Genomic DNA, 26,498 nt, shown 5'->3' with positions numbered 1-26,498 from the left:
GTCGGCCGTTCGCCGGCAACGGTCCACAGCCGGGGAAAGCGCTATTGCTGCCAGTCTATCCCTGCCGCCTGGCCATGAAGGCCAGGCGCTCGAAGAGGTGTACGTCCTGCTCGTTCTTCAACAGCGCGCCGTGCAGCTTCGGCAGCGCGTTCTTGGGGTCGGCGCGCAGATCCTCCGGCGCGATGTCGTCGGCGACAAGCAGGCGGATCCAGTCGAGCGCTTCGGAGGTCGAGGGCTTCTTCTTCAATCCCGGCACCTCGCGGATCTCGTAGAACTGGGTAAGGGCGGCGCGCACCAGGTTCAGCTTGATGCCGGGATAATGCACGTCGACGATGCGGTGCAGCGTCTCGATGTCGGGAAAGCGGATATAGTGGAAGAAGCAGCGGCGCAGGAAGGCGTCCGGCAGCTCCTTCTCGTTGTTCGAGGTGATGATGACGATCGGCCTGAAGGCGGCGCGGATGGTCTCGCCGGTCTCGTAGATGAAGAATTCCATCCGATCGAGCTCCTGCAGGAGGTCGTTGGGGAATTCGATGTCGGCCTTGTCGATCTCGTCGATCAAAAGCACGACCTTTTTCGGGGCGGCGAAGGCGTCCCAGAGCTTGCCGCGCTTGATGTAGTTCTTGATGTCGTTGAAGCGGTCGTCGCCGAGCTGGCTGTCGCGCAGCCGCGAGACGGCGTCATATTCGTAAAGGCCCTGTTGCGCCTTGGTGGTCGACTTGACGTTCCATTCGATGAAATCCAGCCCAAGCGCTGCCGCCACCTGGCGGGCGAGCTCGGTCTTGCCGGTGCCAGGCTCGCCCTTGACCAGCAAGGGCCGCTCCAGCGCGATCGCGGCATTGACCGCCACCATCAGATCCTTGTCGGCAACATAGCTCGCGGTGCCTTCGAAACGCATTTTTTCTCCTGTCCGTGCGGCGGGGACCGTAAGGAGCCCTGTGGATGCGCGCAAGCTCTAACGGCCGTTCGTTTCTCGCCCTTCGTTTCTCTGGCGCTCGGCCAACCGTCGGCCTATATTGGCAATGGCGGTCTGCGCTTCCCGGCAGGAGAACTTATCCCCGGGGCCTTATCGATCCTTAGGGAGCTGTCCCTGGGAAGACCCGTGGGTTTTCTCACACGGCGCCCACCTACTTTGTAGGCACCCGGGATCGACCTCTCCACCGGTTGTGTGGATCGCCACTCTCCCGATTTTGGGAGCCGTGCGGTAGAAAACGTCGCTCCTGCAACTTCGCCCTGATCAGGCCATCTCTACCGTCGTCGCATGACCCCATCAAAAGACCTGAAAAAACAGCTTCGCAAGGACGCTTTGGCGCGCCGGGACGCGCTCGATGAGTTCTGGCGGGTGGAGATCGCGCTCGAAATGGCCGAGACGGCGCGCGACCAGATCGCCGTCGAGCCGGGGCAGATCGTCTCCGGCTTCTGGCCGATGCGCTCGGAAGTCGATGTGCGGCCGCTGATGTTCGCGCTGCGCGAGAAAGGCGCCAGGCTCTGCCTGCCGGCGATCCTCGACAAGACGACGATCGTCTTCCGCGAACTGGTGCGTGGCGCGCCGATGGTCGAGATGGGCTTCGGCACGGTCGGGCCGCATGACGAGGCCGAAGTGCTCGACCCTTCGCTCATGCTGATACCGCTCGCCGCCTTCGACGCGCGCGGCCACCGCATCGGCTACGGCGCCGGCTATTACGACCGGGCGATCGCCAGGCTCGCCGACAAAGGCCTGACGCCCAGGCTGATCGGCATCGCCTTCGATTGCCAGGAAGTGGGCCAGGTGCCGGATGAGAACCACGACGTGATCATCTCGGAAATACTCACCGAGAGCGGGTTGCGCCGGTTCACGCCGCAATTGTAGAAAAGCGGTTGAGAAACGCATGATCTTTTGCGGAAAGTCATGCAGCTTTTGCTTGGCGGACTTTCGGCGCGGGATCGTATGAGACTTCTCTTCCTCGGCGACATGGTCGGAAAAACTGGACGCACGGCGGTGTGGGAACAACTGCCCGGGCTGATTTCCGACTTCAGGCTCGACTTCGTCATCGTCAATGGCGAGAACGCCGCCGGCGGCTTCGGCATCACCGAAGAGATCTTTCGCGAGACGCTCGCGGCGGGCGCGGATGTCGTCACCACCGGCAACCATGTCTGGGACCAGCGCGACGCGCTGATCTTCGCGCCGCGCGAGGAGCGTTTCCTGCGCCCGTCCAATTTTCCCAAGGGCACGCCGGGGCGCGGCTCCGGCGTCTACATCGCCAGGAACGGCGCGCGGGTGCTGGTCGCCAACATCATGGGCCGCGTCTTCATGCATCCCGAGCTCGACGATCCGTTCCAGGCCGGCGAGCGCGAGCTTTCAGCCTGCCCGCTCGGCGAGCAGGCGGATGCGGCGGTGATCGATTTCCACGCCGAGGCGACCTCTGAAAAAATGTGCTTCGCGCATTTTGTCGACGGCCGCGCCAGCCTGGTTGTCGGCACCCACACGCACCAGCCGACCGCCGACCACCAGATCCTCAATGGCGGCACCGCCTACATCTCGGACGCCGGCATGTGCGGCGACTACGACTCCTCGCTCGGCATGGACAAGGAAGAACCGCTCAACCGCTTCCTGTCGAAAGTGCCGAAAGGCCGCTTCGAGGCGGCGAGCGGACCGGCGACATTGTGCGGCATCGGCGTCGAGATTTCCGACCGAACCGGGCTCGCCGAGAGGATCGCGCCGTTTCGTCGCGGGCCGCGGCTGGAGGAAACGGCGCCGGCCTTCTGGTCGTGACATTGATATCAGGACCTCAAGCACCTAACTCCCGCGGAACTCGCCGAAAAACCTGCTTCAGATCGTAGAGGGGACGACCTCCATGCAGCTTGTCGAATTCCTGGCGCCCCACTTTGCCTTCGTTTCCGATCCGACCGCGTGGGTCGCGCTGCTGACGCTGGTGGTGCTGGAGGTCGTGCTAGGCATCGACAACCTGATCTTCATCTAATCCTGACCAATAAGCTGCCGGAAGCGCAGCGGGCCCGCGCCCGCAGGCTCGGCATCTCGGCGGCGCTGATCATGCGGCTGGTGCTGCTTGCGACCATCTCGATCATCGTGCAGCTGACGGCGCCGGTGTTCACGGCGCTCGGGCATGGCTTTTCCTGGCGCGACCTGATCCTGATCGCCGGCGGCCTGTTCCTGGTCTGGAAGGCGACCAAGGAAATCCACCACACGGTCGATCCTCAAGATCACCAGGACACGATGATGGGGGAGACGCTGCAGATGAGCCTTGCCGGCGCGATCTTCCAGATCCTGCTGCTCGACCTTGTCTTCTCGATCGATTCGATCATCACCGCCGTCGGCATGACCGACGAGATCGCCATCATGTATATCGCGGTGATCGTGGCGGTGAGCGTGATGATGCTGGCGGCGACGCCGCTCGCCAATTTCATCGCCAAGAACCCGACAATCGTCATGCTGGCGTTGGGCTTCCTGCTGATGATCGGCATGACGCTCATCGCCGACGGCATGGGCTACCATGTGCCCAAGGGCTACATCTACACCGCCATGGGTTTCTCGGCGCTGGTCGAAGGCCTCAACATGCTGGCGCGGCACCGCAAGAAGCAAAGGTCAGGTGGGCATTGAAGAAAGATGCCGGCCGAAGGGTCTCCAGCTTCGTCATCCTTGGGCGTAGCGACGCGAAGCGGCGCGCAGACCAAAGGCAGAATTGAGTATCGGCTGAGAGTTAGCTGTCGGATTTTTGGGTGTTTCATCCTGAGACGCGGCGGAACGTCGGCGTCACGGCATGGATGCTAGGGTCTGCGCGCGTCGCTTCGCTCCTTGCTCCGCCCTAGCATGACGAATTCATTTTAGGCCCTTCGGATGCCGGTCGCCGATCAGGCCGAGCGTCAGGCCTTGCTCCAGCCAGGCCTTGGCCCCGGCGAGCACCAGAGAGAAGCCGCCGGTCGAGCCGATTGCCTGACGGACCTGCTCGTCGCCGTTGCCGGCGAAGCCGAAATTGCGGACTTCGAGGAACGTTGCGTCGCCAGGCATTTCGGTAAAAGTCCAGACGACGGTGGTCGGCGGATCGCTCCATTGCATGACGATCTTTTCGTTGGGGACGATCTCGCCGACCTCGACCCTGGTCGAGACGCTGTACATCCGCCACTCCCACTCGACCGGCTTGCCCGCGTCCAGCCGGCCGGTGGAATGCGTGAACCAGAATTTCGTGGTGATCGCCGGGTCGACGATGGCCTCGAAGACATCGGCGACGGGCCGGCGGATCAGCATGGCGGCTTCGGCGGTGGGAGATTCTTTGAGTTCCATGACTTCCTCCCGTTCGTTCAGGGCAGGTTGATCTGCCAGGAGACGCCGAACCGGTCGTTGAGCCAGGCGAAACGGCGGCTGAAGCCGTAATTGCCGGTCGGCATCAGGAACGCGCCGTCCTTGGCCAGCGCCTCGACAATGCGCTCCAGCTCCGCTTCGGAGGAACAGTCGACGAAGAGCGAGATCGACGGCGTGAAGGTGAAGGCGTGATGCACCGGGCTGTCGAAGATCATCACCTCCGTGCCGCCGATCGAGGCGCGGGCCAGCTTGACCGTCCCTTCGGGCCCGTCCTCGCCGGCGCGATAGCGCGTGACGTCGACGACGCGGCTCTCCGGAATGGTCTCGCAATAGAAGGTCATCGCCTCTTCCGCCCGGCCTTCGAACATCAGGAACGGCGTTACTTTCACAGCGGCCTCCTTTACTCTGACGTTGGGGCTCAGATGTTGGTTTCGTTGGCCGGCTCGCCCCGCAGCTCACTGCGATAATAGCCGTCGCGCAGGTTGATGCCGTATTCAAGATAGGCCTTCATGCAGGCCAGCATCTGCGACCAGCCCTCGCAATTGAGGTAGGATTTCTTCAGTCCGGCCTCGCCTTCGCGCCAGCCCTCCTCGGCGATGGTGACGAAGGTGCCGCCGTCATCCAATGGCTCGAAATTCATCTCGATACGGGTCTTGTAGGCCGGCTTGCCCTCGGCGTCGGTCGCGTCCCAGCGCAGCACGATGCGCTTGTCTTTCGTCACTTCATCGACCTCGACCGGCACGGTCTTCCACCAGGTCACGGTGGTGCCGGCGACCAGTGGGGCGGAGGCGCCGCCGATGGTGGTGAAATAGCCGCTAAGCTTCGTCGGATTGACCACCGCGTCGAAGACCTCCGCGACCGGCTTGCCGATGCGTCCGGAAATCCTGAATCCAAGAGACATATCCACAGCTCCTTGCTTGCCGCTCGAAACGATATGTTATAGAAATATAACATGTCAAGTCAAACCACGGACGACCATGTTTTCAAGGCCTTGGCGCATCCGCGCCGGCGCGAATTGCTGGACCGGCTGAAGGATCAGCCGCAGACCACCGGCGCGCTCTGCGAGGCTTTCCCGGACATGGACCGCTGCACGGTGATGATGCATCTCAAGGTGCTCGAAGAGGCCGACCTGGTTGTGGCAAAGCGCGAGGGGCGCGAGCGCTGGAACCATATCAACGCTTTGCCGATCAAGCAGATCCACGACCGCTGGATCAGCCGGTATGCCGGCCACGCGATCAGCATCCTCGACCGGCTCAAGTCGGATCTGGTGGGCTGACGCACTCAGCCGGATGGCCAGCTCGGCGTCGCGACCGGTGAAACGGCGCGGCTGGACGAATTGAGCCGATTTATCTATAAGCCGGCCATTCCGACAGAGACGCCGCATGCCTTCGCGGGCATGCTTGCAGCGTTCTGAAATTTTGAATTCGAGCATTTGCCGATGCCGGGTGATCGCTCCTGGCCGAAAATGCTCTAGCCGAACACGACAGGGGTGCCATGGCTGGCCATTCACAGTTCAAGAACATCATGCACCGCAAGGGCCGCCAGGACGCGGTGCGGTCGAAAATGTTTTCCAAGCTGGCGCGCGAAATCACCGTTGCCGCCAAGACCGGCACGCCGGACCCGGCGATGAACCCGCGGCTGCGCCTTGCGGTGCAGAACGCCAAGGCGGTGTCGATGCCGAAGGACAACATCCAGCGCGCCATCAACAAGGCTTCCGCCGGCGACGGAGAAAACTACGAGGCCGTGCGCTATGAGGGCTACGGTCCAGGTGGCGTGGCGCTGATCGTCGAGGCGTTGACCGACAACCGCAACCGCTCCGCGTCCAATGTGCGCGCCGCCTTCACCAAGGCCGGCGGGGCGCTCGGCGAAACCGGCTCGGTGTCCTTCATGTGGGACCGCATCGGTGAGATCTACTATCCGGCCGCTGCCGGGAGCGCCGACAAGGTCATGGAAGCGGCGATCGAGGCCGGCGCGGATGACGTGGAGTCCGACGAGGAAGGCCACACCATCTATTGCAGCTTCGAAAATCTCGGCGACGTGGCGAAGTCGCTGGAAACCTCGCTCGGCGAGGCGGAATCGGTGAAGGCAATCTGGCGGCCGCAGAACAACGTCCCGGTCGACGAAGAGCGGGCGCAGTCGCTGATGAAGCTGGTCGCCACCCTCGAGGACGATGACGACGTGCAGAGCGTCTACGCCAATTTCGAAGTCGACGACGAAACGATGGCCAAGCTCAGCGCGGCGTGATCGGCCGCGGGATCCGACATGAGCGAGAAACCGCTTCCGGCCATCCGCATCACCTACTGCACGCAATGCCTGTGGCTGTTACGAGCAGGCTGGATGGCGCAGGAATTGCTCTCGACCTTCGGGACCGATCTCGGCGAAGTGACGCTGGTGCCGGGCACCGGCGGCATCTTCACCATTTCCTGCAACGATCAGCTTATCTGGGAGCGCAAGCGCGACGGCGGCTTTCCAGATGCGGCAAAGCTCAAACAGCTGGTGCGCGACGTCATCGATCCGGATCGGGATCTCGGTCATGCCGACCGCAAGACGCAAAAGAAGACAGACCCCGCCTGAGACGGGGTCTTTGCGTTCCCGGGCTGCTTATCGTCAGATCAATGCCATGATGAAGCAAGCCATCGCCACGATAGCGGTGACGGTGCGGACGTGATTCCACATTACCCACTGGCTCAGATGGTTCGCCCACACGGCCGCGCCGTTGCTGCTCGCAGGATCGACGGCGGCGAGCGCATCGTTGAGCGGCACGTTGAAGAGCATGGTCACGATCGGATTGCCGATGAGATAGATCACGGCGCCGGCAAGCAGCCAGTATGAGCCCGGCTGGCTCCAGCCCATGATGGCGGCGGCGATAAGCACCAGGCAGATGAGGCCGGTGCCGAACAACGCCGTCATGAAGGTCGGGGTGATCACCGTGATGTTGATCGAATTCATCGCTGCGATGCCGGCTGGGACGGGCAGCCTGGCAAGCGCCGCCATGACGAAATTGGAAAAGGCGAAGAACACGCCGCCGACGACGCCGGAGCCGATCGCGGCGATGAAGGTGAGGGTGGGAAGAAGTTTCATCATGTCGGTTGCTCCAGATTTGCAGCGGGCGATGCCCGGGATTGAAATGTGATAAATCCTCACATTTGCAAAACGTGATAAACCCTCGTATTTTTCGAGTCAAGCCAGTTTTCGAAAAATCGTCCCGGAGGGAGCCATGGATGAAAAAGTCGCGGCGAAGACCGACCAGACCGCCATTGCTTCACCGCGGCGGGCGCCGACGCAGCAACGCAGCCGCGAGCGGGTCGAGCGCATGCTTGCCGCCGCCTCCGCGCTGATTGCCGAGCAAGGCAGCGACGCCATGCGCATGGGCGAGGTGGCGGAAAGGGCAGGGGTGTCGATCGGCTCGCTCTACCAATTCTTCCCGGACAAGCGGGCGATCGTCTGGGCGCTGGCCGAGCGCTACACCGCCGAAAGTCAAGCTTGCATTTCGGCGGCGCTGAAGGATGTCGGCGACGCCGAAGCGCTGAAGCGGGCGTTTTCGGAACTGGTCGACGTCTACTACCGGCTGTTCCTGGCCGAGCCGGTTATGCGCGACATCTGGTCGGGCACGCAGGCCGACAAGGCGCTGCGCGAGTTGGAACTCGCCGACAGCCGGGCCAACGCCGAATTCCTGGTCGCGGTGCTGAAGCGGCTACGCCCGGACGCTGATCCGGTGCATCTGGAGACTACGGCATTCCTCGTCTGGCAGATGGGCGAGGCTGCCGTGCGGCTGGCGATATCGGTCGACCGGGAAGAAGGCGACAGGCTGGTCGCAGCCTACAAGCGCATGGCGCTGCGGGAGTTGGTTGATGAGTAGGATGCTCCCACCCTCCCCCTCGCGGGGAGGGTGGCTGCGAAGCAGCGGGGAGGGGGCGGCGCCAGGCCCCCACCCGGACCTTCGGTCCGACCTCCCCACAAGGGGGAGGTTGGGGCAAACGCTGGCCAACAAAAAACCCGCCTCGAGGGCGGGTTTTTGATCTGCGACAAAGCGGATGAGGGCTTAGAGGCCGAAACCCTCAAAACGCTTCTTGAACTTCGACAGGCGGCCGCCGCGGTCGAGCAGGGTCTGCTGGCCACCGGTCCAGGCCGGGTGCGTGGTCGGGTCGATGTCGAGGTTCATCGTGTCGCCTTCCTTGCCCCAGGTCGAGCGGGTCATGTATTCGGTGCCGTCGGTCATGACGACCTTGATGGTGTGGTAGTCGGGATGGATATCGGCCTTCATTGTCTTATTTCCTGGCTTGCCGGCGCCGGTGACGGGCCCACGGCCTGCGTCGATGCGCCCCTTTTTAAAACTCGAAGCCGCAGCTAATGAAAAGCCACGGCTTCTAAAACGGTCGGCGAGCCTATACATCAGCCGGAATTGAATCACAAGGCCGCGGCAAGCGCATATTGAAGCGCGTTACCGGCAAGCGGCCAGAGGAAACGCTCATGGCGGATATCGGTGTCAGTGGAGACGCGCGCAAGCGTTCGATCCGGCCGCTGAGAAGCCTTTTTCCCTATATTACCCGTTACCGGAAACTGGCGGTCGGCGCCGTCATCTCACTGATCGTGGCGGCGGCGACGACGCTGGCCCTGCCGATGGCCGTGCGGCGCATGATCGATCATGGCTTCCAGGCGTCGGGCTCCACCTTCATCGCCGAGTATTTCGCGGCGCTTGTTCTGATGGCGGCCTTGCTGGCGGCGGCGTCGGCCAGCCGCTACTATTTCGTCATCACGCTCGGCGAGCGGGTCGTCGCCGACATCCGCCGCGACGTCTTTTCGCATGTCACGACGCTTTCGCCGGCCTTTTTCGACAAAGCGCATTCCGGTGAGATCGTGTCGCGGCTCGCCGCCGACACCACGCAGGTGAAATCGGCGGTCGGCGCCACGGCCTCGGTCGCGCTGCGCAACCTCATCCTCGGCCTCGGTGCCGTGGCGATGATGGTCTTCACCAGTCCGAAACTCTCCGGCCTGGTCATTGCAGCCATCCCACTGATCGTGCTGCCGCTGGTCGCCTTCGGCCGCTCGGTGCGGCGCAAGTCGCGCTTGGCGCAGGACACGCTCGCCGAGGCCACCGCCTATGCCAGCGAGCAGATCGGCGCGGTCCGCACGCTGCAGGCTTTCACCAACGAGAAGCTGGTCACGGGGCACTTCTCGGCAGCCGTGGAGGCCGCCTTCGAGGCGGCAAGGACCTCGGTCTTCGCCCGCTCCTTCCTTACCTTCTTCGCCATCTTCATGATCTTTTCCTCGGTGGTGGCGGTGCTCTGGTTCGGCTCGCGCGACGTGCTTGCCGGCACGATGTCAGCCGGCACGCTCGGCCAGTTCCTGCTCTATTCGGTGTTCGCCGCCGGCGCGCTCGGCGCGCTGTCGGAGGTGTGGAGCGAGCTGTCGCAGGCGGCGGGCGCCGCCGAGCGGCTGACCGAGATCCTGGCTGAGGAGCCTGCCATCCAGTCGCCCGTCGATCCGCAGCCGCTGCCGGCAAAGGCGAAAGGCGCGATCAGCTTCGACGACGTCTCCTTCTCCTATCCGGCGCGGCCGGACCGAGCCGCCGTGCATGGCCTGAGCTTCCAGGTGAAGCCAGGCGAGACGGTGGCGATCGTCGGCCCGTCGGGCGCCGGAAAAAGCACGGTCTTCTCGCTGATCCTGCGCTTCTACGATCCGGAAAGCGGCCGCATCGTCATCGACGGCGTCGACGTGCGCGAGGCCGATCCGGCCGCGATCCGCGATCGTATCGCCATCGTGCCGCAAGACGTCACCATCTTCGCGGCAAGCGTCCGCGACAATATCGGCTTCGGCCGGCCCGGCGCCGGCGATGCCGAGATTGAGGCAGCGGCGAAGGCGGCGCTTGCGGATGAATTCGTCGCCAGGCTCGACAAGGGTTATGACAGCCAGGTGGGCGAGCGCGGCGTGACGCTGTCCGGCGGCCAGCGCCAGCGCGTGGCGATCGCCCGCGCCATCCTGCGCGACGCGCCGATCCTTTTGCTCGACGAGGCGACGTCGGCGCTTGACGCCGAAAGCGAGACGCTGGTGCAGACGGCGCTCGAGCGCCTGATGCGCGGCCGTACCACCATCGTCATCGCCCACCGGCTGGCGACGGTGCTCAAGGCCGACCGGATCCTGGTCATGGACGGCGGGCGCATCGTCGAGGAAGGCACGCATCAGAGCCTGGTCGCCAAGGGCGGCACTTATGCGCGGCTCGCCAAGCTGCAGTTCGAGAGCGGCGCCAGCGCCTTCAAGGGCGCAGCGGAGTAGCTACGACCGATACGCGTCAGTCGCCGTAGCGCCTGCGCAGGTGCTCGGTGAAATAAGCCGCGTTGAGCCTCTCGCCGGTGGCGCGCTCGAGAAGATCCGGCGTCGACCAGCGCGAGCCTCGCGACCAGATTCTTTTGCGGCGCCAGTCGTTGATGGCGCCGAAATCGCCCTTGGCGAGGTCCTTGTCCGCGGACGGATGTTCCCTGGTCAGGGCCGCCCATTGCTGCGCCGCCATCATGGCGCCCAGCGTATAGGACGGGAAATAGCCGAAGGCGGCGCCCGGCCAGTGCACGTCCTGCATCGGTCCGTCGGCCGGGTTGTCGATGGTCGACAGGCCCAGATAGTCGCGCATCTTGGCGTCCCAGGCCTCGGGCAGGTCGGCGGGCTCCAGCCGGCCGGCAACAAGCTCCTGCTCGAGCTCGTAGCGCAGGATGACATGCAGCGGATAGGTGACCTCGTCGGCGTCGACGCGGATCAGGCCGCGTTCCACATGATGGACATGCGGCAGGATGTCGTCGAGCGACCAGGCTTCGCCGAGATGTTTTTCGACCACCGGCAGCGCCCAGCGCCAGAAGGCCGGGTTGCGGCCGATCTGCTTTTCGACGAACAGGCTCTGGCTCTCATGCACCGCCATGCCGCGCGCCTTGCCGAGCGGCCAGTGCGACCAGGCTTTCGGCAGGTTCTGCTCGTAGAGCGCGTGGCCGGTCTCGTGCAGCACGCCCATCAGCGCCGACAGGAAATCGGAGGTCTTGTAGCGGGTGGTGATGCGCACATCGCTCGGCACGCCACCGCAGAAGGGATGGTGCGACACCGACAGCGAGCCGTGGGTGAGGTCGAAGCCGACCGCCGCCATCATGGCAAGGCCGAGCTCTCGCTGCTTCTCGACGGCGTAGCTGCCGGAGAGCAGCTTCCGCGGATGCTTCGCCAGCCGCGCGTCCTGCACGGCCAATGCGTGGGGCAGGAAATCCTTCAGGAAGGCCTTCAGCTCGGCGAACACCGGCGTGATGTCGGCGGCGCGGTTGCCGGGATCATATTGCTCCATCAGCGCGTCATAGGGGGCGAGGCCGAGCGCGTCGGCGCGCAGCGCTGCCTCCTCCCGCACCAGCGCCACCACGCCTTCCAGCGCCGGCAGGAAGCCTGCCCAGTCATTCTTGGCGCGCAGGTCGCGCCAGAGCTGCTCGGAGCGCATGCGCGCCGTCGTCTGGCGCTCGACGAATTCGACCGGCAGGCAGGTGAGATTGGTGTATTGCCGGCGCAGTTCCCGCACCGCCGCCTGCTGCTCATCGTTCAGCGGCTCGGCTTCAGCGGCGGCGATCCAGTCGCCGATCTCCGGCGCGGTCGCCTGGGTGTGCAGCATGCCGGCCAGCGCCGACATCGCCTCGGCGCGCTTCTCGCCTCCGCCGACCGCCATGTGGGTCGCCTCGTCGGCGCCGAGGATGGCCAGCGCATGCTCCAGCGCTTCTAGCCTGTGGCCGAGTTGATCGAGTTTTTGGAAGGACATGATGGATTCCAGCTCAAGTTGGCTGGCGCGAAAAGATACCAACGCATCGAGCTTGGCAACCCTGATCGGCCAGCGGCGGAGCAGCCCGTCTTGCCTTGCAGCGGCGCTCAGTGATCAATGCAGGAAACAACAAGCTGGAGGGGACAATGATTGGCAATATCCTGACCGGGCTGGTGGCGCTGATCCACTGCTACATCGTCTATCTGGAGATGGTGCTGTGGGATACGCCGCGCGGGCACAAGGCGTTCAATCTCAAGCCGGACTTTGCCAGCGCTTCAAAAGTGCTCGCCGCGAATCAGGGGCTCTATAACGGCTTTTTCGCCGCGGGCCTGATCTGGGGCCTCTATCTCGGCGCCGGCGGATTCCAGATCAAGATCTTCTTCCTGCTTTGCGTCGCCATCGCCGGCCTTTACGGCGCGGCGACCGTCGGCCGCAAGATTCTGTTCATCCAGACGGTGCCGGCGGTGCTCGCGATCGCCGCGGTTTGGCTGAGCTGGTGAAAAAAGGGCGCCCTTAGGGCTCGGGCGCCAGGTGGTCCCTTCCTCGGAAGACCTTCAGCCATTCGGGTAGTGGCCGCCGTCGGCGCCGTCGCCCATCAGGAAGCCGCTGCCGGTATCGACCATCAGCTTCTGGTCGACATGGTCGAGCCGGCGCAGCAGGTCGTGATATTGCGCGGCGGGAATTCTGCCGCGATCGGAGGCGGCGACATTCTCGGCGGCCAGGCTGATGTGAGCGGCGCGCATATGCAGCTGCTGCGCCTCGGCAGCCGAGATGGTGTTCGCTTCCCGCGCATCCCTGATGCCTTGGTCGACGCCCTGGATCTGCTGGATCAGGCTGGTCACGCGCGGTCCGGTGAAATCTGTTGGATCGCTCGCGTCGAGGGTGCCCTTGTGACGCCCGGCGGCGGAAGCGCCGGCGAGCGGGGCGGCAATCAGAGCCGCGGCGAGGGTTGCAGTCTTGAGAGATGTCGAAGCGCGCATGACGGCGCATCCTCCTGCTGGGGAAGGGAGCGGCCATCCGCTCCGCCTTCCGACCTTGCGGGCCGTCCAGTTCCGTCGCGTCGCGATGGGAGGCATCGCCGGCGGTCCCCGGCCCTGCGCGGCAAATTAGGAGCGCCAAATCGCCGCGGGTAATTAAAAAAAGATAATGTTTTCAGGCCTTGCCGCTGGCTTTCTGCGCCCTAGAGTTGAGCCGGCGAACAAATTCGCGTGAATTTGCGTGATAGCGGATCAACGTTCGGTGAGCTTCACGTCAATTTCCGGTCGTCGTTGCCGCGTCATCCCATACCGAACGGATCGAGCGGTTGAAGCAAACCGGCCAAAGCGGCAGAGCGGCTCCGCGCGTCAGGAGACGCGCGGGGCCGTCGCGACAAAGTCGCTGCGATGGAAAGGTTCAGCCGTTCGGATAATATCCGGCGTCCGCGCCGTTGCCGATGAGGAAGTTGCTGCCCGTGGCGTTGCGCAGGCTCTGGCTCACATCATCGAGCTGCGCCACCAACTGCTGATACTGCGCGGCCGATATCGAGCCATGTCCCGCCGCAGCCTCTCTTTGGGCGACGCGGCTGATACGGACGGCCTGCCTGTGAAGGTCGCGCGCTTCGTCCGGCTTGATCTTGTCCGTCTGCCGCGCCGCCGTGACACCTTGATCAACGCTCTGCGCCTGGTCGATCAGGCCTGCCGTGCGCGGGGTGTAGAAGCCGGCTGATGCGGCATAGGCGCCGGCAAACGGAACGGCGGCGACAAGTGCGGCAAGTGCCGCAGTCCTGGGTAGCTTGAAAGAGCGCATGGTTGCGTCTCCTTGTTGCTGGGGAAGGCGGCGCCGGAAACGACCTGCCTTCCGGCCTGGGCCGTCCGGTTCCGTCGCGTCGCGATGTGGGAGGCACCGCCGGCGGTCCTCGGCCCTATGGAGAAACTTAGGAACGGCACCCGCCAAAGTGGAATTAAAAAACGGTAATCTTTTGCGGCCTTGCCGCGCGCGCACCCTGCCCTAAAAGCGAGGTACGGGCTGCAAACTTTCTCGCGCGAGCGGGGCTCCAGCGACCGCTCAGCGCTCGGTGAGCTTCAGTTCGATACGGCGGTTCTTGCTGCGCGCCTCGTCCGTATCGGCCGGATCGAGCGGCTGGAACTCGCCGAAGCCGGCGGCGACCAGCCGGTTGGCCGGCACGCCGTTCTCGATCAGGAACTTCACCACCGAGGTCGCGCGCGCCGTCGAAAGCTCCCAGTTGTCGCGATAACGGCCGGTGCCCGACAGCGGCTTGTTGTCGGTATGGCCGTCGACGCGCAGCACCCAGCTGATCTCGGGCGGGATTTCCTTCTGCAATTCGATGATGGCGTCGGCGAGCTTCTTCATCTCGACCTTGCCGGCATCGTTGATCACGTCGGAGCCGGTGGGAAACAAGACCTCCGACTGGAAGACGAAGCGGTCGCCGACGATGCGGATGTTCTCGCGGTCGGCGAGGATCTCGCGCAGCCGGCCAAAGAAATCGGAGCGGTATCGGTTGAGCTCCTGGACACGCTGCGCCAACGCCACGTTCAACCGGCGGCCGAGGTCGGCGATCTTGGTGTTGGAGTCGCGATCGCGCTGCTCGGAGACGTTGAGCGCGTCTTCGAGCGCTCCGATCTGCTTGCGCAATGCCGCGATCTGCTGGTTGAGGATCTCGACCTGGCTCAGCGCCTGCTGGCTGATCTGGCGCTGGTTGTCGAGCTCGCCTGAAAGGGCCGAGGCGCGCTTGTTGGCCGCGTCGCCGGCGCCAGCCCCTTGATCCAGCAATTGCTGAAGGCGGCTTCTTTCCGCTTCCGCCGCCGACAGCGAGGCCTGCAGGTTGGCGAGCGTATCTTCCTTGTCCTGGCTGTTCGAGCGCTCCAGCGCCAGCAGCTGGGTCAGCTCGTTGATCTGCGAGTTGAGGCGGTTGAGCACCGTGTCCTTGCCGGAAATCTCGCGGCTGAGCAGGAACTGCGCCAGCACGAAGACAGTCAGCAGGAACATGATCGCCAAAAGCAGCGTCGACAGCGCGTCGACGAAACCCGGCCAGTAGTCGATGCGGCGATCGGCGCGCCGTCTTGCCAGCGCCACGTCAGTGGACCCCTTGCTTCTTCAGCGCGTCGGCGATCTTTTCCAGCGTGTTGCGCATCGCCTTCTGCTCGTCGGACTGGGCCTCGACCCAGTCGCGCATGATCTGCTGTTCGGAGCGCATGTTCTTGACCAGGCCGGAAATGCCGTCGGCGAGGTTGGCCATGGCGGTGGCGACGCGCGGATTTGAGCCGCCGCCATTCTCCTGCAGGCTGCGCAGCCGCTCCGAGAGCAGCCGGATTTCCTCGGACGGCTCGGCTTTGGACGCCTCGGAGACGACGATGTCGGACGACAGGTCGGTGACCGAGGAGAGCCAGTTCTCGAGCTCTGTGTAGAAGCGGGTCTGGGCTCGGCCGGCCTGCAGGTCGAGGAAGCCGAGCACCAGCGAACCGGAGAGGCCGAACAGCGAGGACGAGAAGGCCGTGCCCATGCCGGCAAGCGGCGCCGACAGCCCTTGCTTCAGCGCATCGAGCACGGCGGCGGCGTCGCCGCTGCCGGGGTCGAGCGCTTCGATGGTCTCGCGGATCGAGGCGATGGTGCCGAGCAGGCCCCAGAAGGTGCCGAGCAGGCCGAGGAACACCAAGAGCCCGACGAGATAGCGCGAGGTGTCGCGGCTTTCGTCGAGGCGGGTGGCGATGGAATCGAGCATGGTGCGCATCGAACTGGTCGAGAAGGCGACCGCCGACGAGCGGCCGATCATCGCCTTCATCGGCGCCAAAAGCACCGGCTCGGTGGTCTCGGAGCCGGCACGGAAGGAATTGACCCAGCGCACCTCGCGGAACAGCCGCCCGACCTGGACGAAGGCGAGCAGGATGCCGACGGCGAGCACGCCGATGATCAGCCCGTTGAGGCCGGGATTGGCGGAGAAGGCTCTCGAGATCTGGCGGGTGAGGATGGCGGCGATGAAGGCGACGATGACCAGGAAGATCACCATGGTGAGCAGGAAGACCTGCGGGCTCGACAGCTTGTGCGGATCGTAGACCAGCACATCCGAGCGCCTGCCGAAGGATCTGAGAAAAGCCATCCGTGCCCCGTTTCCGATGCCACCCGCCGCGAATTTGCCGCGACTCTAAACGGAATTGTGACCAAATTGAATGGCGCTTGGCAATATCGCCGCCGCCAAGGTTCAGAACCGGCTGATCACCAGGCAGTCGACCATGGCGGCCAGATGCAGCCCGGCGCCGGCGACGACGAAGCCGTGCCAGACAGCATTGTGGAAGCGCAGGCCCTTCCAGGCGAAGAAGATGACGCCCAAGGAATAGACGATGCCGCCGGCGATCAGCAGCACGACGGAGGCCGTGGGCAGCGTTTCGACCAGCGGTCCGGCGAGCACGACGCCGCTCCAGCCGATGGCGAGGTAGAAGACGATCGCCAGCCGGTCGTAGCGGCCGGGCAGGAACATCTTGATCGCGATGCCCATCACCGCGGCGGCCCACACCACAACGATCATCGGCAGAGCCAGCGACGAGGCCTGGAGCTGAGCGAGGAAGGGCGTGTAGGTGGCGGCGATCAGCAGGTAGATCGCGGCGTGATCGAAACGGCGCAATATCCACTTCGCCGGCCACGATATCGGCCAAAGATTGTAGGCCAGCGATACCGAGAGCACGGTGAGCAGCGATACGACGTAGAAGACCGCCGCGACATATTCACCGGGGCCGGAATGAAAGGCAGCAAGCGCCAGGAAGGCCGAACCGGCCGCGATCGCCAGCACGATACCCACGGCATGAACTATGCCATCGGCGATCATTTCGGCGCGCGAATAATGCCAGCGGCCGACAAAGGGTATTTCGATCTGGGACCCGATTTCGACCTGGGGCCCAATTCCGATCCGGGACTCTGCGCGCGCGTCGTTCATGAGTGATCCTGCAACCCTTATCTGGGCAGTCGCGGACCAGTATTTCAAGCTTCGGTTGCGGTTTTGCGACTACAGCGCCGCGCGTCCTTTCGACGCGCAAAAGGACGCTGTAGCACTCTGATTTGCGCATGATCCTTTCCGAACCTTTGGTTCGGGGATCATGCGCAGGCGCTTCAACGCGCCGCGCCGCCGGCGTGGCTGGCCTGTTAGCGCGATGCCAGGGGCTTCTTGACGGTCTTCAAGAGCGCACGCTGGATGAGTTCGTTGCCGGCGACGATGGAGCCGGCCTCCAGCATGTCCTGTCCGCCATCCATGTCCGACACGAAGCCGCCCGCCTCGCGGATGAGCAGCGTGCCGGCGGCGATGTCCCAGGACGACAGGCCGGTCTCCCAAAAACCGTCCATGCGGCCGGCCGCGACATAGGCAAGGTCAAGCGCGGCTGAGCCGAGGCGGCGAACGCCGGAGACTTCGGCCATCACGTTGCGCAGCTCGATCAGGAAATTGCCGTGCTGGCCGCGCCCGAGATGCGGCACGCCGCAGCCGATCACGGCATCGGTCAACTTGGCGCGCCCGGCGACCCGCAGCCGGCGGTCGTTCATGAAGGCGCCGCCGCCGCGCTCGGCGGTGTAGAGCTCGTCCATCGCCGGATTGTAGACGACGCCGGCGACGATCTGGCCCTGGCGCTCGAGCGCGATCGAGACCGAGAAAATCGGGATGCCGTGCAGGAAATTGGTGGTGCCGTCGAGCGGGTCGACGATCCAGCGATGCTGGCCGTCCTCGCCTTCGACTGCACCGCGCTCCTCCATCAGGAAAGCGTAGCCCGGCCGCGCCTTGGACAGTTCGGCAAAGACGATCTCTTCCGCCTTGCGGTCGGCCTGGCTGACATAGTCGCCCGGTCCCTTCATCGAGACCTGCAGGTTCTGCACCTCGCCGAAATCGCGCGACAGGGACCGGCCGGCCTTCATCGCGGCCTGGACCATGACATTGAGGAGAGCGGAACGCGCCATTTTTTCTTCCTGCTGTCTTTTCTTCCTGTTGCCTGGGCCGTCTAGTCTGCGCGGCGCACGTAAGTGATTTCGTTGGTGTCGACCACGATGCGCTCGCCGGCGGAGATGAAGGGCGGCACCAGCACGCGGACGCCGTTTTCCAGCACCGCCGGCTTGTAGGAGGACGCCGCCGTCTGGCCCTTCACCACCGGGTCGGCCTCGGTGATGGTCAGCGTCACCTGGTCGGGCAGCGAGATGCCGATCGGCCGTTCCTCGTAGAGCTGGACCGTCACCATCATGCCGTCCTGCAGGAAAGCGGCGCGTTCGCCGACGAAGTCCTTTGCCAGTTCGAGCTGCTCGTAGCTCTCGGTGTCCATGAACACCAGCGCGTCGCCCTGCTCGTAGAGGAAGGAGAAATCCTTCAGGTCGAGGCGGATCTGCTCGACGGTCTCGGCCGAGCGGAAGCGCTCGTTGAGCTTGGTGCCGTTGATCAGGTTCTTCAGCTCGACCTGGTTGTATGCGCCGCCCTTGCCCGGCTTGACGGTGTTGGTCTTGACCGCCACCCACAGGCCGCCATCGTGCTCGATGACGTAACCGGGACGGATTTCGCTGCCGCTGATCTTGGCCATGATGAACTGATCCGGAATGAGATTTTTTCGCGCGGGAAGCGCGCTTTGGCGCTTCCAAGACCACAAATCGCCCAAGGAGGCAAGGGAGGGGAGGCAAGGGAGGGATTGGCAAGGGAGAGCGGCGAGCGAGCGGATCTCGAACGGGTCCGGCGTGGCAAGTGGTCTCAGCGCAGGCGATTCGCCTTCTGCAGCGCCTGCTTGGTCTGGCCGTCGTCGAGGCCCTGGAGGAAATCGTCCATCTGCGGGTCGATCAGCCCGGCGCGGCGGGCGAGGATGTACCAGGCTCCTGCCAGGATCAGGTCGGGGTCGGTGCCGATGCCGCCCATATAGAGCTTGGCGAGGCGGTTCTGGGCGGCGACGTTGCCTCCCTCGGCCGCGCGCTTCATCCAGGCGAAGCCCGATTTCAGGTCGCGCTCGCCGCCGCGCCCCTCGATCATCCAGGCGGCGAGATCGATCTGTGCGGTGTCGTAGTTCTGCCGGGCGGCCTGAGCCAACAGGACGCGCGCCTTGGCGTCGTCATGCGGCCTGCCGCCGGCGCCGTTGGCGTAGATCTGCGCCATCGCGTATTCGGCGTCGGCAAGTCCGGTCGCGGCAGCACGCTCATAGTAGACGGCGGCCATGGCGAGCCCGGCGTCGCCCGGATCCTGCTGGACGAGCAATTGGGCGAAGTTGAACTGCGCCAGGCGGTTGCCGGCCTCGGCGGCGGCCTGCATCAGCGCATAGGCTTCCTTGCTGTCCTTCTTCACATAGCGGCCGTCGAGCAGCATCAGCGCGTACTGGAACTGCGCCTCCGGCACGCCCTGCTCGGCGGCAAGCCCATACCATTTCGCAGCCTCGGCTGCGTTGAGCGGCACGCCCAGCCCGCGCGACAGGATCTCGGCGACCAGTGTCTGAGCGGCGGGGTCGCCATTATTGGCCCGCACAATGGCGAGGTTGTAGGCGGTCTTGTAGAGCCCGCGCTGGAAGGCGCCATAGGCGGCGTCCGGCGGCTTGGCGCCGAAGCGATCGGGATTGACGGTGTCGGGCGATGGCGCAAGCGTCGCCGGCTGCGGCAGCGGTGTTTCTATCGGCTTGTCGGCCCGCGCAGCGCCAGCATTCGGGGCGCCGGTATTAGGGGCGTCAGCATTCGGGGCGCTCGCGTCCGGCACATTTGTATCCGGCCTGGGCTGCGGCACCGGCACGGTCTCCGCGCCTGCCGCCGTTGCCGCCTGGATCGTCAAGGCAGCGGCCAACGCCGCGAGGGGAAGCCGGAGGCAGCGCACGTCAGTCCTCGAAGCGCGGCGCGGTTTCGTCGAGCAGCGCGTTGGCGGCGGCGACCGCCGCGCGCGGATCGAGCCCGTCGGCGAAGACCGCGCTGGAGAGCGCCACGAATTCTGCCCCCGTGGCCGCCACCGTTTCCACCGAGGCGAGATCGGACCCGGCCATGACGATGCAGGGGATCTGGATCATCTGCGCCCACCATTGGCCGAGCGAGAGATTGCGCGGATGCGGCTCCGGCTTGTTGTCGTAACCGAAGCGGCCGAAGAACATATAGTCGGGGCGCTCCTCGCCGAGCTCCAGCGCGTCGTCGCGGGTCTTGGCGCCGCCGGCGCCGACCATCATCTTGTCCGCCAGGCGCTCGATCGTCTCGGCGAGCTCCTGTCGGTTGGCCTCGACATGGATGCCGTCGGCGTGAACGCGGCCGGCAATGCGGCTGTCGCCGGCGATGATGACGGCGATGCCGGCGGCTTGAGCGATCGGCACGATTTTTTCGGCGAAGGTCTGGAAGGTGGCGTCGTCCATGCCATTGTCGGGCAGGATCAGCGAGGCGACGTCGCCGCCGTCGAACGCCGCGCAGACGTGCTCGGCCGTCGCAAGCGGCGGCGCGATCAGCACGATACGGCAGCGGTTGGGCGGCGTTAAATCGTTCATTGGTCTTCGATCCCGGTTTTCGCCTATGCCGGGCGAAGATGGTTGCATTGCGGCATAGAGCAAAGCGTCCGGCTTGAACAGCAGGCGTGGGACGATCACCGCTGAGGAGGTCCATGATTTCAGATGTAACCGAATTTCTCGGCCGCGAAATCACCCTGCAACGACGCTCTTCGACAATGTGCGTGTCGTCGAATCAAGTTGCAGGAGATGATCATGGAAACCACAATCCGTGGAAGGCGCACGGCGATCGCGGCGGAGCTTCCTTCCGCCGTCCCGCTGATGGCGCTTTCGACCGGTTTCTGGGCCTTCAAGACCCTGGCCGCTGCGCACGAGTTGGACCTCTTCAGCCGCCTTGCGGGCGGCGCCGGCATCACGGTTGCCGGGCTGGCGGAAGCGCTCGGTCTCAATCCACGCCCGGCCGAGATGCTGTTGACCGGCTGCGCTGCGCTCGGGCTTCTGGAGAAGACGGACGGCCGTTATCGCAATACGCCCTTAAGCGAAGCCTATCTCGTGCGCGGGAAACCGTATTATTTCGGTGGCTTTGTGCAGATGGCCGACAAGCGGCTCTACGCGGGCTGGGATAAACTTACCGAGGCGCTGCGCACGAACCGGCCAACCACGTGGGACCCAGCAGTGCAATCCTCGATGTTCGACGGCGAGGATCCGACGGTGCTGGCACTCTTCTGGGAGGCGATGCATTCGCTCTCCACGATGACCGCGCGCAAGCTCGGCGAAGCCGTGGATCTCAATCATTTCCGCCGCCTTCTGGACATCGGCGGCGGATCGGGCGCGTACGACATCGAGCTTTGCAAACAGTATGGAGAACTGCGCGCGACCGTGTTCGACTTGCCGCATGTGGCCGCGATCGCGGCGGGAAAAATTGCCGAGGCCGGCTTGACCGACCGCATCGAGACCGCCGGCGGCAGCTTCTTCGAGCAGCTTCCCGGAGATCACGACGTGCATCTCCTGTCGATGATCCTGCACGATTGGGACGAGGCGAAGAACCGCGCCTTGCTGCGCCGGTCCTTCGAGGCTTTGCCGAGCGGTGGCGCAGTCGTGATCAGCGAGCTTCTGGTCAATGACGAAAAGACCGGACCGGCGCCGGCCGCGCTGATGAGCCTCAACATGCTGATCGAGACGGAAGGGCGAAACTACACGCCGGCCGAATATTCGGCGTGGCTCGAGGAAGCCGGATTCCGGCACATCGAGACGGTCTGGTTCGACGCACCCGCCGCGAACGGCGCCGTGATCGGCCGCAAACCGTAAGGCGCAAAGCGGAGTTGAATAGGCGCCCCCGCGGCTCAAATTGAGCGCATGGCGTTGTTTAGCGGGAAACCAAGGCTATGCCCCTCAAATGGGTATCGGCCAACCAGCTTCGCTCCGATGCCGGAAGGGTAGTCGCGCAAGCGACAACGGTGCTCGCCGATCTGGGTATCAGCATCACGCGATCCTCCGTGCACCCGACGGTCAAGACAGCCGTGCTTCGACCGCCTGCGCGAGCGTGACGGCGAGCCGCGACGAAAGGGTTGATTTATCCAAGAATGCTGACCTCAAACGCTGCCGGCGTATGTCTTGAATGGGTCGAGAGCGAGGTATTCCCGTTGCACGTACGCAACCTTTGGTTTTTACCGCTAGGTCAGCGAGCGAGAACACGGGAAGAGCGATGGCGCAAAACATCTACGACCAGGCTGATTTCTTCGAGGGCTACAGCCGCCTCGACCGTTCGGTGGAAGGTCTGGACGGCGCGCCCGAGTGGCCGGTGATGCGCGCCATGCTGCCCGAGGTCGACGGCTTAGGCATCGTCGATCTCGGCTGCGGCTTCGGCTGGTTCTGCCGCTGGGTGCGCGCGCATGGAGCCAGGGAGGTTCTCGGCCTCGACCTGTCGGAGAAAATGCTCGCCCGGGCACGCGCCGCCGGCTCCGATGCCGCGATCACCTATGAGCGGGCTGACCTCGACGAGCTCAGCATGCCGAAGGCGCGCTTCGATCTCGCCTACAGCTCGCTTGCCCTGCATTATGTCGGCGATGTCTCGCGCCTGTTCGCGACGATTTACCAGGCGCTGGTTCCCGGTGGGTTCTTCGTCTTCTCGACGGAACATCCTATCTACATGGCGCCGACCAATCCGGGCTGGTCCGTCGATGCCGCGGGAAAGAAGAAATGGCCGGTCGACCAGTATCTGGTCGAAGGACCCCGCACCACCGACTGGTTCACCAAGGGCGTGGTGAAGCATCACCGCACCATCGGCACCACGCTCAACAGTCTGATCCAGGCAGGCTTCGCCATCGGCCATGTGGAGGAATTCCGACCGACGAAGGCGCAAATCGCCGCCAGGCCGGAACTGGCCGAAGAGCTCGAGCGGCCGATGTTCCTCCTGGTTCAAGCACGGCGATGACACGCCTGTCGCATCGCCTGCCGTGAGTTAAAGATCCAGCTTGTAGCCGATGTGGCTGGCTTTGAAGCCGAGCCGCTCGTAGAAGCGGTGCGCGTCGAGCCGGCTCTTGTTGGTCGTCAGCTGGACGACCCTGCAGCCGCGTTCGCGGCATTTTTCGATCGCCCATTCCAGCAGGCGCTGCCCGAGCCTTTCGCCACGCCGGTTCGCCGCGACGCGCACCGCCTCGATCTGGCCGCGCCAGGCGCCCTGTAATGACAGCCCTGGGAGAAAGCTGATCTGCAGCGTGCCGATGACATCGTCGCCGACGGTCATCACCGCCAGGAACTGGTTCGGGTTGCTGTCGACCGCCGCGAAGGCATCCAGATAGGCTTGCGCCGGCGGCGTGCTGGTGTCCTCGCGGGTGCGCCCAAGCGCGTCGTCCGCAAGCATCGCGACGATCGCCGGGAGGTCGGCTTTTTCCGCGCGGCGGATCAGGATTTCGCTCATTGTCAAAAACCTTGTGCTGGTCGGTGAGCTTATGCATGGCTCGGCGCTTGCCGCAAACCGGCTGGCCGGTTACGGACAGTTGATCACGCCGGCCGGCTGACGAGCGCATTGGCTATCGCGGTGTTCCGCTTTGTGGTCTATTGCAGGTCTCCCGCCATTCTCCAGCCGCTCATCTCCACCCGCTCTCATCCCCGTTCCCCCTTATGTCAGGCCTGCTCAGCGATCCCTGTTTCTATGCCGCCGCCATTCCGGCGGTCATCCTCGTCGGCCTGTCGAAGGGCGGCTTCGGCGGCGCCGTAGGATTCGTCGGCGTGCCGCTGATGGCGCTGACCATTCCGCCGGTGCAGGCGGCCGCCATCCTGCTGCCGATCCTTTGCCTGATGGACATCGTCTCTGTGTGGACCTGGTGGGGCGTCTATGACCGCAAGATGCTGGTCGACATGATGCCGGGCGCCGTCGTCGGCATCGGCCTCGGCTGGCTGACGGCGGCGCTGGTGACCGAGGAAATGGTGCGGCTCATCGTCGGCGCCGTCGCGCTGATCTTCGTCTTGCGCTGGATCTATCTGCAATTTCGCCACGGCGCCGACCATGCGGCGGAGCCGAATCCGATCGCGGCGGCTTTCTGGGGCACGGTTGCCGGCTTCACCAGCTTCGTCGCCCATGTCGGCGGCCCGCCGTTCCAGGTCTACGCGCTGCCGATCCGGCTCGACCCGAAGGTGCTGTCGGGGACGGCGGCGATCTTCTTCGCCGCCACCAATGCGCTGAAGCTCATCCCTTACTTCGCGCTCGGCCAGTTCGACACCACCAACCTGATGGCCTCCGGCGTGCTAATGCCGCTGGCGCCGCTCTCCACCATCGCCGGCGCCTGGCTGGTGCGCCGCATGAGGCCGGAAGTCTTCTATCCGTTCACCTACGCGACGGTGGCCGTGGTGGCCGTCAAGCTGCTCTGGGACGGTATTGCCGGCCTGATGTGAGGCGTGCCGATATTCAGGTGAGGCCGGCCTGCAAATGCCGGTTTCCTGCGCTTCCGGTGCTCACGTACTTTGAGTACGCTCCGCTCCGGTTCTCGGAAACCACCATTTTCGACTCGGCCTGACCTGAATCTCAACGCGCCTTCGACGGGCGGGACGGGACCGTCAATCTTTCAATGTCGGAGGGCCTTAACGTCAGGCGGCGCTCGGCACCATCTGACGGCTGCCGCCAAGGGCGAGTGCGGCGCCGACCGCTATCACCAGCGCCATGCCGGCGAGGATGCCGATGTCGTGCATAGCGGGCTTCAGCACCATATCGGCAATGATCACCAGCATCACCGCATAGTCGAAACGCGCCCAGCTCATCATGCGCTGGCCGATGGCGAGAACCGCCGGCGTCACGCCTTCCTTGGCGACCATGGCGCCCATGCGCTCGCCGGTCGGCTTGAAGACGAGCATGCCGATCGAGAAGGTCGTGGCGTAGCCGACAAGGCCGATGACGATCCACAGCTCGGAAAAGCCGACCCAGAAGCCGCACATGACGAGGCCGAAGATCAGGGTGAGCAGGGACATCGGCGCGAAGAAGCGGCCGCCGAGCTGGCCGCTGGCGCGCATCGCCTGCAGCTTGTCCTCGATCTTGCCGGCGCGCTCGGCAAGCACGCCGAGCAGGAACAGGACGAAACCGCCGCCGACCCACAAAATGGCCGAGACGACGTGAAGGAATTTGACGATCGAGTACCAGTCCATGATGTGCTCCAATGTCGTTCTTGTCTTGCGGGCGGCACCGGTTTGCGCCGGCCGTCGAGAGGAGCGCGCGTTTTGCGGGGGACGTGTTTCGGAACGATGTCGCGAAGAACAAATGTCTGTTTCATCTGGAACCTTGAGCGGTTGGTCGCGGCATAATCCGGAAACATCGCCGAGGCACCGACGCCGGACCGGCGCGCAATCGCCTGACGATCGATCCGGTTCAGCACCGCAACAGCCATTGGAGAGGACCAATGCAAGGGGTAGCCCGAAACTTCTTTACGCTCGCCATCGTCTGGTCTCGCGGCGATCCATTTCTGGCTGACCGCGATCAGCAGCATCGGCCTGCTCGTCGGCCTTTACACCCTGCTTGCCGGCAATCCCGCGATCGAGCCGTTGCTCGGCATATCCTCGCTCGCGTTCTACGCAGGCACTGCTGTTCGCCTTCATCGCCTTGCCTGCGATCTGGAGAAGCTGAGGCGATCCTGACCGCCAGAGCTGTCCCGTTCCGGCACAGGAAAGTCCGTTCGGTTAAAAATTCCGCCCGGCGTTAAGGCTTCATTAAGCTTTACAGGCGTTTACTATGCGCATCCAGTTTTTCTGGATTCTTACCGAGTGGTTGGAGCCACTTTGTTTGACGCCTCCCTGTTAAACTCCTGAGAGCCGCCTTATCCGCGGCTCTTTTTTTGTCCGCCGCTGGCCGGCGGGGCGCGGTTCGGCGTTAACCGTTTGTTAAACATGCGCTTGCCTTCACGGGCATCGAAGCGCATTTTCAAGCCTCAGTCGTTTAAGGGTGCAGGACGTATCGGCAAGGATGCCGAATCGGCTTGCGGCAGTGCAGGGGCGTATCCATGACCGAGCCTTCGAAGGGCAGCGCGAAAACAATAAAGCTCGCGGAACGCCGGGTTTTCTCCCAATCCTTCAAGCCGCTTTACCAGGAGGGCATGGGCCTGGTCGAACAGGCGGCCGAATATCTCGACGGCAAGGGCAGGCTCGAGGCCAAGAAGCTGTCGCGCACGGCGGCAACGCTCTATGCGGCCGAATCGATGCGTCTCACCACCCGGCTGATGCAGGTCGCGTCCTGGCTGCTTCTGCAGCGGGCCGCGAATTCGGGTGAAATGACCCGCGACCAGGTCGCTTCTGAAAAATCCAAGGTGCGGCTCGACACTGCTTCGGCGCATGACGAGGCGCTGGGCTGGAACGAACTGCCGAACGATTTTCTGGATCTGGTGAGCCGGTCGCTGCGCCTGCAGGCGCTGGTGCGGCGCATGGACGAGGAGATTTATGGCGGCGCGATGAACGACGCGCCGGCCGCCGTCCGCCGCGCCAACCCGGTGTCCGACCAGATCAGTCTTTTGAATACCGCCTTCGCCCGCGGCTGATCCGG

Annotated in this window: 31 protein-coding genes, 1 other RNA gene and 1 pseudogene; 14 read left to right on the top strand and 19 right to left on the bottom strand. The window is 64.3% G+C overall.

Annotated elements, in window-relative coordinates; genetic code table 11:
• Positions 1–55: 55 nt before the first annotated feature.
• Positions 56–895 carry an AAA family ATPase gene (locus tag RFM40_RS22460; protein WP_320278253.1) on the bottom strand — a complete coding sequence of 280 codons (840 nt, stop codon included), beginning with the start codon at positions 893–895 and terminating at the stop codon, positions 56–58.
• 126 nt (positions 896–1,021) lie between these two features.
• Here RFM40_RS22460 and ssrS point away from each other — a divergent pair.
• The 4 genes and pseudogenes from ssrS to RFM40_RS22440 all read left to right on the top strand — a co-directional run bounded on the left by ssrS (position 1,022) and on the right by RFM40_RS22440 (position 3,595).
• Positions 1,022–1,176, top strand: a non-coding RNA gene (gene ssrS / locus RFM40_RS22455) — 6S RNA.
• An 82-nt stretch (positions 1,177–1,258) separates the two neighbouring features.
• The gene (locus tag RFM40_RS22450; RefSeq protein WP_320227596.1) at positions 1,259–1,846 is read left to right on the top strand and encodes a 5-formyltetrahydrofolate cyclo-ligase; all 588 of its coding nucleotides are present in this window, start codon (positions 1,259–1,261) and stop codon (positions 1,844–1,846) included.
• A gap of 78 nt (positions 1,847–1,924) precedes the next feature.
• Complete coding sequence (locus tag RFM40_RS22445; protein WP_320227597.1) at positions 1,925–2,749, top strand: TIGR00282 family metallophosphoesterase; 825 nt, start codon at positions 1,925–1,927, stop codon at positions 2,747–2,749.
• Between the two features lie 82 nt (positions 2,750–2,831).
• Positions 2,832–3,595: pseudogene (locus tag RFM40_RS22440) on the top strand (TerC family protein).
• A 219-nt stretch (positions 3,596–3,814) separates the two neighbouring features.
• Here the strand turns inward: RFM40_RS22440 and RFM40_RS22435 are convergent.
• The 3 genes from RFM40_RS22435 to RFM40_RS22425 are packed head-to-tail and all read right to left on the bottom strand — an operon-like array spanning position 3,815 to position 5,195.
• The gene (locus RFM40_RS22435) at positions 3,815–4,276 is read right to left on the bottom strand and encodes an SRPBCC family protein (protein ID WP_320227599.1); all 462 of its coding nucleotides are present in this window, start codon (positions 4,274–4,276) and stop codon (positions 3,815–3,817) included.
• Positions 4,277–4,293: 17 nt separating this feature from the next.
• Entirely contained in the window at positions 4,294–4,683 is a 390-nt protein-coding gene (locus RFM40_RS22430) for a VOC family protein (RefSeq protein ID WP_320227600.1), read from the bottom strand.
• A gap of 29 nt (positions 4,684–4,712) precedes the next feature.
• On the bottom strand, positions 4,713–5,195 hold the full coding sequence (locus RFM40_RS22425; RefSeq protein WP_292341063.1) for an SRPBCC domain-containing protein: 483 nt from the start codon (positions 5,193–5,195) through the stop codon (positions 4,713–4,715).
• A 51-nt stretch (positions 5,196–5,246) separates the two neighbouring features.
• On the opposite strand from RFM40_RS22425, the gene RFM40_RS22420 reads away from it, so the two are divergent.
• The 3 genes from RFM40_RS22420 (at position 5,247) to RFM40_RS22410 (ending at position 6,868) form a co-directional block, all read left to right on the top strand.
• Positions 5,247–5,570 (top strand): ArsR/SmtB family transcription factor, encoded by a 324-nt coding sequence (locus RFM40_RS22420; RefSeq protein WP_320278252.1) that lies wholly within the window; start codon positions 5,247–5,249, stop codon positions 5,568–5,570.
• A gap of 218 nt (positions 5,571–5,788) precedes the next feature.
• Positions 5,789–6,538, top strand: a complete 750-nt coding sequence (locus tag RFM40_RS22415; RefSeq protein WP_320227602.1) for a YebC/PmpR family DNA-binding transcriptional regulator — start codon at positions 5,789–5,791, stop codon at positions 6,536–6,538.
• An 18-nt stretch (positions 6,539–6,556) separates the two neighbouring features.
• Complete coding sequence (locus tag RFM40_RS22410; protein ID WP_320227603.1) at positions 6,557–6,868, top strand: Rdx family protein; 312 nt, start codon at positions 6,557–6,559, stop codon at positions 6,866–6,868.
• 33 nt (positions 6,869–6,901) lie between these two features.
• On the opposite strand, the gene RFM40_RS22405 is transcribed toward RFM40_RS22410, so the two are convergent.
• Positions 6,902–7,378, bottom strand: coding sequence for an anthrone oxygenase family protein (locus RFM40_RS22405; RefSeq protein ID WP_320278251.1), 477 nt, complete (start codon positions 7,376–7,378; stop codon positions 6,902–6,904).
• A gap of 133 nt (positions 7,379–7,511) precedes the next feature.
• Here RFM40_RS22405 and RFM40_RS22400 point away from each other — a divergent pair, with 133 nt between their 5' ends.
• The gene (locus tag RFM40_RS22400) at positions 7,512–8,153 is read left to right on the top strand and encodes a TetR/AcrR family transcriptional regulator (protein WP_320227605.1); all 642 of its coding nucleotides are present in this window, start codon (positions 7,512–7,514) and stop codon (positions 8,151–8,153) included.
• 183 nt (positions 8,154–8,336) lie between these two features.
• Here the strand turns inward: RFM40_RS22400 and rpmE are convergent, their stop codons facing one another.
• Positions 8,337–8,558, bottom strand: coding sequence for a 50S ribosomal protein L31 (rpmE, locus tag RFM40_RS22395; RefSeq protein ID WP_112559687.1), 222 nt, complete (start codon positions 8,556–8,558; stop codon positions 8,337–8,339).
• Between the two features lie 206 nt (positions 8,559–8,764).
• On the opposite strand from rpmE, the gene RFM40_RS22390 reads away from it, so the two are divergent.
• Positions 8,765–10,567 (top strand): ABC transporter transmembrane domain-containing protein, encoded by a 1,803-nt coding sequence (locus RFM40_RS22390; protein ID WP_320278250.1) that lies wholly within the window; start codon positions 8,765–8,767, stop codon positions 10,565–10,567.
• A gap of 16 nt (positions 10,568–10,583) precedes the next feature.
• On the opposite strand, the gene RFM40_RS22385 is transcribed toward RFM40_RS22390, so the two are convergent.
• Positions 10,584–12,068 carry a carboxypeptidase M32 gene (locus RFM40_RS22385; protein ID WP_320278249.1) on the bottom strand — a complete coding sequence of 495 codons (1,485 nt, stop codon included), beginning with the start codon at positions 12,066–12,068 and terminating at the stop codon, positions 10,584–10,586.
• A gap of 146 nt (positions 12,069–12,214) precedes the next feature.
• Here RFM40_RS22385 and RFM40_RS22380 point away from each other — a divergent pair, with 146 nt between their 5' ends.
• Positions 12,215–12,568, top strand: a complete 354-nt coding sequence (locus RFM40_RS22380) for a DUF1304 domain-containing protein (RefSeq protein WP_320227608.1) — start codon at positions 12,215–12,217, stop codon at positions 12,566–12,568.
• Positions 12,569–12,622: 54 nt separating this feature from the next.
• On the opposite strand, the gene RFM40_RS22375 is transcribed toward RFM40_RS22380, so the two are convergent.
• The 9 genes from RFM40_RS22375 to RFM40_RS22335 form a co-directional block, all read right to left on the bottom strand.
• Positions 12,623–13,048: a hypothetical protein gene (locus tag RFM40_RS22375; protein WP_320227609.1), complete on the bottom strand. Its 426-nt coding sequence runs from the start codon at positions 13,046–13,048 to the stop codon at positions 12,623–12,625.
• A 412-nt stretch (positions 13,049–13,460) separates the two neighbouring features.
• Positions 13,461–13,853, bottom strand: coding sequence for a hypothetical protein (locus RFM40_RS22370; protein ID WP_320278248.1), 393 nt, complete (start codon positions 13,851–13,853; stop codon positions 13,461–13,463).
• A 258-nt stretch (positions 13,854–14,111) separates the two neighbouring features.
• Positions 14,112–15,140: a peptidoglycan -binding protein gene (locus RFM40_RS22365; protein ID WP_320227611.1), complete on the bottom strand. Its 1,029-nt coding sequence runs from the start codon at positions 15,138–15,140 to the stop codon at positions 14,112–14,114.
• A 1-nt stretch (position 15,141) separates the two neighbouring features.
• Positions 15,142–16,161: a MotA/TolQ/ExbB proton channel family protein gene (locus RFM40_RS22360; protein WP_320227612.1), complete on the bottom strand. Its 1,020-nt coding sequence runs from the start codon at positions 16,159–16,161 to the stop codon at positions 15,142–15,144.
• 102 nt (positions 16,162–16,263) lie between these two features.
• On the bottom strand, positions 16,264–16,992 hold the full coding sequence (trhA, locus tag RFM40_RS22355; RefSeq protein ID WP_320221555.1) for a PAQR family membrane homeostasis protein TrhA: 729 nt from the start codon (positions 16,990–16,992) through the stop codon (positions 16,264–16,266).
• A 206-nt stretch (positions 16,993–17,198) separates the two neighbouring features.
• Positions 17,199–17,999: an inositol monophosphatase family protein gene (locus tag RFM40_RS22350; RefSeq protein WP_320227613.1), complete on the bottom strand. Its 801-nt coding sequence runs from the start codon at positions 17,997–17,999 to the stop codon at positions 17,199–17,201.
• A gap of 41 nt (positions 18,000–18,040) precedes the next feature.
• Entirely contained in the window at positions 18,041–18,607 is a 567-nt protein-coding gene (gene efp, locus RFM40_RS22345) for an elongation factor P (protein WP_320227614.1), read from the bottom strand.
• Positions 18,608–18,771: 164 nt separating this feature from the next.
• Complete coding sequence (locus RFM40_RS22340) at positions 18,772–19,869, bottom strand: tetratricopeptide repeat protein (RefSeq protein WP_320227615.1); 1,098 nt, start codon at positions 19,867–19,869, stop codon at positions 18,772–18,774.
• Between the two features lies 1 nt (position 19,870).
• Positions 19,871–20,518 carry a thiamine phosphate synthase gene (locus RFM40_RS22335; RefSeq protein WP_320227616.1) on the bottom strand — a complete coding sequence of 216 codons (648 nt, stop codon included), beginning with the start codon at positions 20,516–20,518 and terminating at the stop codon, positions 19,871–19,873.
• A gap of 213 nt (positions 20,519–20,731) precedes the next feature.
• Here RFM40_RS22335 and RFM40_RS22330 point away from each other — a divergent pair, with 213 nt between their 5' ends.
• Together RFM40_RS22330 and RFM40_RS22325 are read left to right on the top strand one after the other, a co-directional pair.
• Complete coding sequence (locus RFM40_RS22330; protein ID WP_320278247.1) at positions 20,732–21,784, top strand: methyltransferase; 1,053 nt, start codon at positions 20,732–20,734, stop codon at positions 21,782–21,784.
• 397 nt (positions 21,785–22,181) lie between these two features.
• On the top strand, positions 22,182–22,910 hold the full coding sequence (locus RFM40_RS22325) for a methyltransferase domain-containing protein (protein WP_320278246.1): 729 nt from the start codon (positions 22,182–22,184) through the stop codon (positions 22,908–22,910).
• 27 nt (positions 22,911–22,937) lie between these two features.
• On the opposite strand, the gene RFM40_RS22320 is transcribed toward RFM40_RS22325, so the two are convergent.
• Entirely contained in the window at positions 22,938–23,396 is a 459-nt protein-coding gene (locus RFM40_RS22320; RefSeq protein ID WP_320278245.1) for a GNAT family N-acetyltransferase, read from the bottom strand.
• Between the two features lie 203 nt (positions 23,397–23,599).
• Here RFM40_RS22320 and RFM40_RS22315 point away from each other — a divergent pair, with 203 nt between their 5' ends.
• Positions 23,600–24,370 carry a sulfite exporter TauE/SafE family protein gene (locus RFM40_RS22315; RefSeq protein ID WP_320278244.1) on the top strand — a complete coding sequence of 257 codons (771 nt, stop codon included), beginning with the start codon at positions 23,600–23,602 and terminating at the stop codon, positions 24,368–24,370.
• Positions 24,371–24,562: 192 nt separating this feature from the next.
• On the opposite strand, the gene RFM40_RS22310 is transcribed toward RFM40_RS22315, so the two are convergent.
• Both RFM40_RS22310 and RFM40_RS22305 read right to left on the bottom strand, forming a co-directional pair.
• A complete protein-coding gene (locus RFM40_RS22310) occupies positions 24,563–25,114 on the bottom strand; it encodes a DUF2269 family protein (protein ID WP_320221547.1) in 552 nt (183 codons plus the stop codon).
• Positions 25,115–25,390: 276 nt separating this feature from the next.
• A complete protein-coding gene (locus tag RFM40_RS22305; protein ID WP_320278243.1) occupies positions 25,391–25,561 on the bottom strand; it encodes a hypothetical protein in 171 nt (56 codons plus the stop codon).
• 401 nt (positions 25,562–25,962) lie between these two features.
• On the opposite strand from RFM40_RS22305, the gene rcdA reads away from it, so the two are divergent.
• Positions 25,963–26,493 carry a protease adaptor protein RcdA gene (gene rcdA, locus RFM40_RS22300; protein ID WP_320272470.1) on the top strand — a complete coding sequence of 177 codons (531 nt, stop codon included), beginning with the start codon at positions 25,963–25,965 and terminating at the stop codon, positions 26,491–26,493.
• Positions 26,494–26,498 lie beyond the last annotated feature (5 nt).

Source organism: Mesorhizobium captivum, assembly GCF_033977165.1.
GTDB classification, from domain to species: domain Bacteria; phylum Pseudomonadota; class Alphaproteobacteria; order Rhizobiales; family Rhizobiaceae; genus Mesorhizobium; species Mesorhizobium captivum.
The sequence above is the reverse complement of the archived record's forward strand: the minus strand, read 5'-3'. Positions and strand labels throughout refer to the sequence as shown.